A 6,147-nucleotide genomic window follows, 5' to 3' on the forward strand; every position below is an offset into this window, starting at 1 on the left:
GGCGGCGGTGGCCGCATTCGCTTTCGGCCACCGCGAAACGGTGGTGGATACAAATATCCGGCGGGTTCACGCCCGGCTCGTGGGCGGGGAGGCACTCCCCTCGCCGTCGCTGACTGCCGCGGAGTTGCGGCGGGCGGCCGCGTTGATGCCCGACGACGACGCCACCTCCGTCCGCTGGAATGCGGCAGTGATGGAGCTGGGTGCGCTGGTGTGCACGGCGCGGAGTCCAACGTGCCAGGACTGCCCTGTGCTCGGGCAGTGCGCCTGGGTGGCGGCGGGGCGCCCGGAGCCGGCGTATGTGCCCAAGGGGCAGGCATGGGCGGGAACGGACCGGCAGGTGCGTGGGGCAGTGATGCATGTGCTGCGCCACGCGGATGCGCCAGTCCCGCGCCACTTTCTGCATGAGCAGGCCGTGGACCTTGGACATGGGGAGGCTGAAGTGTCGCCGCTGCTGAAGCTTCACCGGCTTAAGGCGCCCGTTGAACAATTGGACCGCGCCGTCGCCGGGCTGCTGTTGGACGGGCTGGCGGAGGAGACCGGCGAGGGCCTGAGGCTTCCGGCCTGATCGTCACCGAATTGCGGCCTGGTTCCCACCGACGCGGATGCCCGCCCGGCCTAGACTGCCGGTATGCGCGCTACCGTCGCCCTGCCGATTCTTGCGGCCAGCACCGCGCTGCTGGTGGCATGCGGTGCTGACTATGGCTTCCTCGGCCGCGCCTGCACCGAGATGGGAGCGCTACACGGATTCTCGCTGACGATCGCCAAGGAAATGACGCCGGACATCACGGATCCAGTGCTCGAAGTCTGCGATTCCACTTGCCGGACCCTCCCGATAGAGCTCACGGAGGGCTCAGATACGGTGGAACAGGGATGTACGGGGGACAATCCGGAGGACTCCTGTTCGGCGATCTCGGTCCCCAACGGAACCTTGGTGGCCTCAATCAATGACCCGACGCTCACAACGGCTGAAGTGACGCTGACGCTCACTAACGGTTCCACCGAATACACCCTCACGGCCACACCGGAGATGGTCTACCCCAATGGCCAGGACTGCCCCGCCGCAGGGCCGCAACTCAGCCTGCTCCTGGCGCAAGACCGGCTTTCGGTCAGCGCAACGGTGCCCTAGGTCTCGCCGAACCCGCCGGTGACCTTGTCGCCGATATAGTCGATGGCCCTTTGTGCGTCCGGCCCGCTGGCGCTGGCACTGAGTTTCCTTCCCTGACCCAGTCCCAGGCTCATCAGCAGCATCACCGACTTGGCGTCAACGCCATTGATGCTCACCTCAACGTCCATGTCGGTCAGTTCCCGCGCGAGCACCGCCGCCGGCCGGGCATGGAGACCCATGGGGTTGGGCAGATCCCACTCGCCAACTACTGACGGACCCGCAGCTGGCGGCGCTGGTCCGTCGGAAGGAACAGCGGCTCCGTGGCTGACAAACGGCTCGAGCGCACCGGGGTCGATCGACACGATCGCGGATTCAGCGTGGTCCACCACCTCATCCAGGCTCCCGCCGGACTGAGCACGGACGGCTGCCGCAATTGAACCCTCCACCAGCGCGGCGCGGGCAATCCGCACCGCTGACCGCGCATCACCGTCGAGGAACTCCAAGGCCATCTCAGCGGTCATCACGGCTGAACCAAGGTCAGTCAGCACCACAACACCGGAACCCCGCTCAGCTTCGACCAGTGCATCCTGAACCTTTTGGAAGCCCGTGCCTATCCGGGGCGGCACATCGTCGGTGCCGCCGGCGGCGATCAAGGGAACGTCGGGTGCCATTTGGGCTGCCAGCTCACAGACACCGTCGGCGATCTTTGCGCTGTGTGACACGATCACCAACCCAACGGTCACAGCATGTCCCCGGCCGAATCAGCGGCGGCCTGCAGGATCAATCCGGTGGACACCGCGCCGGGATCCCGGTGGCCCGCACTGCGCTCTCCCAGATAACTTGCCCGGCCTTTACGGGCGATCAAGGGCTCGGTTGCCGCTGCACCCGCCTGCGCGGCATTGGCAGCCGCTTTGAGGGCTTCCGCAGCCGATGCGCCCGCTGAAACCGAGGTCTCAGCGGCTTCAACCGCGGGTGTCCACGCATCCACCATCGTCTTGTCGCCCGGCTCCGCCTTGCCACGGGCAACCACCCCGTCGCGTGCGGCCGTCAACATCACGACGACGGCGTCAGCATCCACCTCGGCTGCGTCGCCCAGCCCGGTGGCTGCCCGGAGAAACGCGGTTCCGTACAGCGGCCCAGCGGCGCCTCCCACCGTGGACATCAGCGTCATCGCGGAAAGTTTCAAAACTTCACCCGGGGTGCTCGCGGCCTCCGCCGCGTTGAGCTTCTCTGCCACTGCGGCAAACCCGCGGTGCATGTTCTCTCCGTGGTCCGCGTCGCCGATGGCACGGTCCAGTTCGATGAGTTCCGACCGGTGCTCCGTCATCACCCGCGCACACTCACGAAGCCAGGCCGCAGCCCACTCTGCCGTCAAGGCCATTACACTCCCCAGCGCAGTGCCGGGGTCAATACCGGCGAGTCCCAAAGCTCCACCATTTCATCATCAAGCCTCAAGACCGTGATTGACGCGCCCTGCATTTCAAGCGCCGTGATGTAGTTACCCACGAGGGACCGCTCAACCGTGATGCCCCTGCTGTCCAGGACCTGCCTGGCACGGCGGTAGACAATGTAAAGTTCACTCGCGGGAGTCCCGCCCATTCCGTTGACGAAGAGCAATACCCGATCGCCGCTGCCGGCATCGAGGTCGGCGAGGATCGGTTCAAGCAAACGGTCGGTGATGCCGTCGGCTGACTCCATCGCGATGCGGTGCCGCCCCGGTTCTCCGTGGATGCCAATGCCGATCTCGATCTCCTCGTCCGTCAGATCGAAGCTCGGAACACCGGCGTGCGGCACGGTACATGCCGCAAGGGCAACACCCATGGACCGCACGTTGTCGTTGACTCTTTGAGCAATGGCGGCAACCGATTCCAGGTTGTCACCGCGTTCGGCTGCTGCACCAGCGATCCGCTCAACCATCACCGTGCCGCCTACTCCGCGCCGCCCGGCTGTGTAAAGCGAGTCTTCCACCGCCACGTCGTCATTGATCAGCACGGTGCGGACCTCAATTCCCTCCGCCTGCGCCATCTCGGCGGCGGTTTCGAAATTGAGCACATCCCCGGTGTAATTCTTCACAATGTGGAGTACGCCGGCTCCTCCGTCCACCGCCTGTGTAGCAGGGATGATCTGGTCCGGTGTGGGCGATGTAAAAACAGCACCGGGAACGGCAGCGTCCAGCATTCCCCGGCCAAGGAACCCCGCGTGCAGGGGCTCGTGTCCGCTGCCTCCGCCGGAGACAAGTCCAACTTTGCCTTGGACGGGAGCATCCCGCCGGGTGATAAACAGTGGGTTCGTGTGTACTTCGACGAGGTCGGCATGGGCGGCGCCAAATCCTTCAACGGATTCGGCGACCACGGACTGTGGGTCGTTGATGAGTTTCTTCACGGCGGAGCGCTCCTTTGACGGGCGGCGGGGGCAATGTGAACATTACTCCGCGGTGTTGAGGTTGCCTATAGGTCGCCGGCGGAAGGATTAACTGAGTGTGGGAAGAACTGCCTCCAACGGCAGCCCTTCCCACACCCCTTAGACCGCGGGCAATGCACGGTCCGCTTGCTTATCGGCGATCGTTATTCTTGAACGCGTCCTTGACGTTCTCACCGGCGTCCTTCAGATTAGCTTTCGACTGGTCGCTGTGACCCTCTGCCTCAAGCTTTTCATTGCCTGTGAGTTTTCCAAGGCCTTCCTTGACTTTGCCGCCAAGGTTCTCGCCTTTGTTTTGTGCCTTATCGTCTGCACCCATGGGTTGCCCACTTTCATTCGACGTTCCGGGCTCCGGTGAGGAGCCTGCACAAGCACCTGAAATGATGCCAAGCACACTTAGCTTATCCGCGGCGTTGTCCGATGGCCAGCGCCGCGTAAACCTAGAGGTCCCGGATCATCCGTGTGTTGCCCAAGGTATTGGGCTTGACTCTCGCGAGATCCAGGAATTCCGCCACGCCCTCATCATGCGAACGAAGCAACTCGGAGTAGACCACGGGGTCCACCGCCGATTGGTTCTCCATCACGTGAAAACCGTTCTTCCGAAAGAAATCCACCTCAAACGTCAGGCAGAACACCCGGGTAATACCCAGCGACCGGGCTTCCTCCAGCAACTCCTCAACGAGGGCGCGCCCAACTCCGCGGCCGCGCGCCTCCTCGGCCGTGGCCAAGGTGCGGATCTCCGCCAGGTCCTCCCACATCACGTGCAGCGCGCCGCAGCCCAGCACACCGCCGTCGTCCTCGGCGATTCTGAACTCCTGCAGGCCCTCGTAGTAGGCCACCGTCTCTTTGGCCATGAGGATGCGCAGCTCGGCCAACTGGGCAACGAGTTGCTTGATCGAGGGGACGTCGGCGGTGCGTGCCCGGCGGATACGGAAGGAAGTATTCACCCGACCCAGTTTAGAGGCCGAGCTCGGCGGGCAGCTCCACTTCCTCGCCGAGCACGTGCCTGGCCAGGAAGTGCTCCACCACCGAGTACCAGACTTTTGCGTGCTGCGGCTTCAGGATCCAGTGATTCTCATCCGGGAAGTAGAGGAAGCGGTGATCCGTCTTGCCATCCGCATCCGCAGCCAGCTGGGACCTGGAGAGCAGTTCGTACCACAGGCGCAGCCCTTCACCGATGGGCACGCGGTAGTCCTTGTCACCGTGAATGACCAGCATGGGTGTCTTGATGTCTTCGACGTGGTTGTGCGGGGAGTTGGCCAATGCCATTTCCGGGGTCATTTCCTTCTCCCAGTAGAACGAGGCGTCGGTGGTTGGACCGAATTGGTCCAACGCCCAGAGGCTCGCGTGGGTGACGATTGCGGAGAACCGGTCCGTGTGCCCTGCAACCCAGTTGGCCATGTAGCCGCCAAATGAGCCACCCATTGCGGCCGTCCGCGAGCCGTCAATATCCGCCCTTGCCGCGGCCGCATCCGTTGCCGCCATCAGGTCCGTATACGGCGCGCCTCCCCACTGTCCCCAGCCGCGGTCGATCATGTGCTGGCCATAGCCGGTGGACAGCGCGGGGTCCGGCAGCAGCACTGCATAACCCTTCGCTGCAAGCAGCCACGGCGACCAGCGCCACGTCCACGCATTCCACGAACCGAGGGGACCACCGTGGATCCAGAGCAGCAGCGGCGCTGGCTTGTCGTCGCTCGCGTTTTCCGGGAGCACAAGCCAGGACTTCACCGCCTGGCCATCCTCCGCGGTTGTCTCGATGCGCTCCAGCCGCCCAGTCAAAACCGGCCGCTCGACCGGTGCGGGCAGCGCCGCCACGGCCCCGGTAGCCAACTCGATGCGCACAGCTTCGGGCGGGAATTCGTAGGAGCTTCTGAGCGCGTAGGCGGTTTCTCCATCGGGTGCAACGACAACGTCCGTGTACGACGCCGCGTCCCGGGTGATGCGCTCAACCCCACCGCTGGCGACGTTCACGGTGAAGACCGGGGACGCGCCGTCGTCGTCCGCTGTGACCACCAGCGCGCTGCCATCCGGCAGCCAGGCCGCCGGAGACGGCCAGCGGTCCCAAGCTTCCGCAAGCGGCGCCAACTCACCGCCGGTCACTGGAAGCAGGGCGAGAGACACCTTCGGGGATGTCTCCGGGCCGGTCCGCCGGTTCACGCCCACCACCACAGTGGATCCGTCCGGGCTGATCGGGCCGGCAGCGTAATCAAAGGCTGGATCCTCAAGGATGACAGTGCGTTCTCCCGTAGCCGTGTCCACACGGACGAGCACCGACTTCATATCCCCACGGCCAATGGGAACGGACTGCGAAGCGATCAGGAACGTTCCATCCGGACTCAGCTGCGGCGTGGAGTCGCGAAGACCCCCGCCGATTCCCGGTGTGATATTCCGCAGTGCCATCTGCGGCTCAGTGTCCACGGTTGCCGGCTTCTGCTCGTCGCTCGTTCCTGGCTCCAGGGTGAAGTACCTGGCTTCGGCGGGCCCTAGATCGGCGTCCCAGTAGCGGACAGGGTACCCGGTGTGGAGGATCGCCTCGACCGTGGTGTCCTTGCGCGTTCTGCGGCGCTCGTCGTCGTTCTTTTCATCCGTGGAACCGGCCAGGACGTCCGCCACGACAACGGCGG

7 protein-coding genes and 1 pseudogene are annotated in these 6,147 nt (G+C 64.5%); 2 read left to right on the plus strand and 6 right to left on the minus strand.

From position 1 onward, the window contains the following. Both Y708_RS25385 and Y708_RS27625 read left to right on the plus strand, forming a co-directional pair. Positions 1 to 565 (plus strand): annotated as a pseudogene (locus Y708_RS25385) (A/G-specific adenine glycosylase); the annotation flags it as partial. A gap of 63 nt (positions 566 to 628) precedes the next feature. Continuing rightward, entirely contained in the window at positions 629 to 1,126 is a 498-nt protein-coding gene (locus Y708_RS27625; protein WP_051479030.1) for a hypothetical protein, read from the plus strand. On the opposite strand, the gene dhaM is transcribed toward Y708_RS27625, so the two are convergent. The 6 genes from dhaM to Y708_RS0114935 all read right to left on the minus strand — a co-directional run. Further along, entirely contained in the window at positions 1,123 to 1,848 is a 726-nt protein-coding gene (gene dhaM, locus Y708_RS0114910) for a dihydroxyacetone kinase phosphoryl donor subunit DhaM (RefSeq protein WP_028280543.1), read from the minus strand. The two genes, Y708_RS27625 and dhaM, sit on opposite strands and share 4 nt — an antisense overlap. Next, a complete protein-coding gene (gene dhaL / locus Y708_RS0114915) occupies positions 1,845 to 2,486 on the minus strand; it encodes a dihydroxyacetone kinase subunit DhaL (protein WP_028280544.1) in 642 nt (213 codons plus the stop codon). Before dhaL ends, dhaM begins: the two co-directional genes overlap by 4 nt. Beyond that, entirely contained in the window at positions 2,486 to 3,487 is a 1,002-nt protein-coding gene (gene dhaK, locus Y708_RS0114920; RefSeq protein WP_028280545.1) for a dihydroxyacetone kinase subunit DhaK, read from the minus strand. Before dhaK ends, dhaL begins: the two co-directional genes overlap by 1 nt. 169 nt (positions 3,488 to 3,656) lie before the next feature. Next, complete coding sequence (locus Y708_RS0114925; RefSeq protein WP_028280546.1) at positions 3,657 to 3,842, minus strand: CsbD family protein; 186 nt, start codon at positions 3,840 to 3,842, stop codon at positions 3,657 to 3,659. A 121-nt stretch (positions 3,843 to 3,963) separates the two neighbouring features. After that, positions 3,964 to 4,470 (minus strand): amino-acid N-acetyltransferase, encoded by a 507-nt coding sequence (locus Y708_RS0114930; RefSeq protein WP_028280547.1) that lies wholly within the window; start codon positions 4,468 to 4,470, stop codon positions 3,964 to 3,966. A 10-nt stretch (positions 4,471 to 4,480) separates the two neighbouring features. Beyond that, positions 4,481 to 6,147: S9 family peptidase (locus Y708_RS0114935; protein ID WP_028280548.1), on the minus strand; the 1,667-nt coding region annotated here is incomplete at its 5' end.

This window comes from Arthrobacter sp. H5 (assembly GCF_000520595.1).
In the GTDB taxonomy this organism is placed as follows: Bacteria; Actinomycetota; Actinomycetes; order Actinomycetales; family Micrococcaceae; genus Arthrobacter_D.

Coding starts and splice junctions, on each gene's coding strand:
- Y708_RS27625 (WP_051479030.1), top strand. CDS start 629: ATGCGCGCTACCGTCGCCCTGCCGATTCTTGCGGCCAGCACCGCGCTG.
- dhaL (WP_028280544.1), bottom strand. CDS start 2,486: ATGGCCTTGACGGCAGAGTGGGCTGCGGCCTGGCTTCGTGAGTGTGCG.
- Y708_RS0114925 (WP_028280546.1), bottom strand. CDS start 3,842: ATGGGTGCAGACGATAAGGCACAAAACAAAGGCGAGAACCTTGGCGGC.